Annotated in this window: 3 protein-coding genes and 1 pseudogene; 2 read left to right on the top strand and 2 right to left on the bottom strand. The window is 67.8% G+C overall.

Annotated features, from left to right (window positions below; genetic code table 11):
• Positions 1–269 (bottom strand): MmgE/PrpD family protein (locus ACIPEK_RS46475; RefSeq protein WP_402009049.1); only part of this gene is annotated, 269 nt, incomplete at its 3' end.
• 23 nt (positions 270–292) lie between these two features.
• On the opposite strand from ACIPEK_RS46475, the gene ACIPEK_RS46470 reads away from it, so the two are divergent.
• Together ACIPEK_RS46470 and ACIPEK_RS46465 are read left to right on the top strand one after the other, a co-directional pair.
• Positions 293–988 (top strand): response regulator transcription factor, encoded by a 696-nt coding sequence (locus ACIPEK_RS46470; protein WP_402009046.1) that lies wholly within the window; start codon positions 293–295, stop codon positions 986–988.
• Positions 981–2,087 (top strand): sensor histidine kinase, encoded by a 1,107-nt coding sequence (locus ACIPEK_RS46465; RefSeq protein ID WP_402009043.1) that lies wholly within the window; start codon positions 981–983, stop codon positions 2,085–2,087. The genes ACIPEK_RS46470 and ACIPEK_RS46465 overlap by 8 nt, the downstream gene beginning before the upstream one ends.
• A 296-nt stretch (positions 2,088–2,383) precedes the next feature.
• Here the strand turns inward: ACIPEK_RS46465 and ACIPEK_RS46460 are convergent.
• Positions 2,384–2,676, bottom strand: a pseudogene (locus ACIPEK_RS46460) (hypothetical protein); the annotation flags it as partial.

Here is a 2,676-nt window from a genome sequence, read left to right as displayed (position 1 = left end):
GCCGCGGTCAGGCCGTTGCGCGCGGCGAAGCCGTGCTGCATCCGCTTGACCATCGACTCGAACTGCGCCGACATCAGGCCGCACGACTGGGTGGCAGCCATCCCCAAGGCGTCCTCGAATGCGGCGGCGTCCAGCCCATGGAGCGTCCCAGCAGACACCGCGGCGCTGGCGGGCGTCCAGGGAGCGGGGTGCGAGTTTGGAGGCGCCGTCGCGGCGGACGACGGCGGGGCTGAGTCCGAGCTGGGTGAAGAAGCATATGTCGGCGATATGCCGTGCTGCTTAGGCTCCAGGTATGCGCGTGTTGATCGTGGAGGACGAGCCCTACCTGGCCGAAGCCGTCCGGGACGGTCTCCGGCTGGAAGCGATCGCCGCCGACATCGCCGGCGACGGCAACTCCGCTCTGGAACTGCTCAGCGTCAACTCCTACGACCTTGCGGTCCTCGACCGCGACATCCCCGGCCCCTCCGGCGACGAGATCGCCCGACGAATCGTCGCCTCCGGCAGCGGCATCCCGATCCTCATGCTCACCGCTGCCGACCGGATCGACGACAAGGCGTCCGGGTTCGAGCTCGGCGCCGATGACTACCTCACCAAACCGTTCGAGCTCCGGGAGCTCGTCATGCGGCTGCGGGCGCTGGACCGCAGACGCGCGCACGCCCGACCCCCGGTCAGCGAGATCGCGGGCCTGCGGCTGGACCCCTTCCGCCGGCAGGTCTTCCGCGACGGACGCTACGTCGCGCTCACCCGGAAGCAGTTCGCCGTGCTCGAAGTCCTCGTCGCCGCCGAAGGCGGTGTCGTCAGCGCCGAAGAACTCTTGGAGCGGGCCTGGGACGCCAACGCCGACCCCTTCACCAACGCCGTCCGCATCACCGTCTCCGCCCTGCGCAAACGACTCGGCGAACCATGGCTCATCGCCACGGTGCCCGGCGTCGGCTACCGAATCGACACCGGCATGGACACCACCCACCCTGGCAGCACTCATGAATAGGCGCCCAGGGCTCAGCGCCCGCCTGAAACTCACCATCAGCTACGCCGGATTCCTCCTCATCGCCGGCACTCTCCTGCTGGCCGTGGTATGGGTGTTCCTGCTGCGCTACGTACCCGACAGCCCCCAGGGCCTTCTCGGGGTCGCACCCAACCGCTACCTCCTCGTGCGCATGTTCGCCCCCGCCGCGGCCATAGCACTGGCCTTCCTGCTGGCGTTCGGCCTCCTGGGAGGATGGATCCTCGCCGGCCGGATGCTCGCACCACTCACACGGATCGCAGACGCGGCACGGATGGCCGCGAACGGATCACTGTCCCACCGGGTCCGCATGCAAGGTCCCCAAGACGAGTTCCGCGAACTCGCTGACGTGTTCGACATCATGCTCGAACAACTCGAATCCCACGTCACCGAACAGCAACGATTCGCCGCGAACGCCTCCCACGAACTGCGCACCCCGCTGGCGATCTCGAAGACACTCCTCGACCTCGCCCGCAACGACCCCACGCGGGACCAGGGCGAACTCATCGAACGCCTCCACACCGTCAACACGCGGGCGATCGACCTCACCGAGGCCCTCCTGCTGCTCAGCCGCGCCGATCGCAAGAGCCTCACCCGCGAGCCCGCCGACCTGTCCCTCATCGCCGAAGAAGCCACCGAAACGCTGCTTCCCCTCGCCGAAAAGCGCCAGATCACGCTCGACGTCACCGGCGAGAAGGCACAGACCCTCGGCTCCGCGGCGCTCATTCTGCGGATGGTGACCAACCTCGTCCAGAACGCCATCGTCCACAACCTCCCCTCCGGCGGCACCGTAACGGTCCACACCGAATCGCAGCACGACGCGAGCGTGCTGCGGGTCGAGAACACTGGCCATCGGATCCCAGCGGAACTCCTACCCACCCTCACCGAACCCTTCCAACGCGGAACAGAACGCACACGCACCGACGAACATGTCGGGGTCGGCCTCGGGCTGGCCATCGTGCACAGCATCGTCCGAGCACACGACGGGACCATCGACCTCGCAGTCCGCCCCACCGGCGGTCTCCTCGTCACGATTCGACTTCCCGGCACGCCGCAGGCATCGTCCCCGAGCGGGGCCCACTAGATCGTTGATCGGCTCCGCGAGGGAGACTTCGCCGGTGGCGTAGCGGCGGCGGACCGCCCGCTGCGCGGATTCGGGGTGTTTGGGCTGCTTGCTTGAGCTTGCCCTGGCGCTTGGCCAGGGCCATGCCCTCGCGGATGCGCAGGTGCTTCAGGTTGGCCTCGAACTCAAAGCGACCATGGCCAGGGTTCGCAGGAATAGGCGGCCGAACGGCCCGTCGACTCCTTCAGGGACTCCAGCGGCAACTGTTCTGTGGCCAGCTCCGCCGTCCACTTAGAGCCTGTCGGGTGGCCGGTTGATTACGCTGCGATGTAGTCCTCGACGGTGTTGGCTCGTGCGGTCTTGTGGTGGGATTCATGGCTCCACCGCAAGGACTGCCCGGCGAGCCGGACGAGCATCAAGCGGATCATTGCCACCTTGATCATGGCCTCGGAGGTCGCGGTCAGCCGTTCGTAGTCGCGGGCCAGCCGACGGTTTCGGACCAGCCAGCCGAAACTGGAGAGTCGGCCCGGGGCGCGGTGGCCGGGATTTCCCCGGCTCCGTTTCCCCGAGCCGCTCGCCGAACCGGACGTGCGACTCTCACCGCATCCGG

Source organism: Streptomyces sp. NPDC088246, assembly GCF_044741025.1.
Lineage (GTDB): Bacteria > Actinomycetota > Actinomycetes > Streptomycetales > Streptomycetaceae > Streptomyces.
This window is presented reverse-complemented; position numbering and strand designations above follow the sequence as displayed.

Coding starts and splice junctions, on each gene's coding strand:
- ACIPEK_RS46470 (WP_402009046.1), top strand. CDS start 293: ATGCGCGTGTTGATCGTGGAGGACGAGCCCTACCTGGCCGAAGCCGTC.
- ACIPEK_RS46465 (WP_402009043.1), top strand. CDS start 981: ATGAATAGGCGCCCAGGGCTCAGCGCCCGCCTGAAACTCACCATCAGC.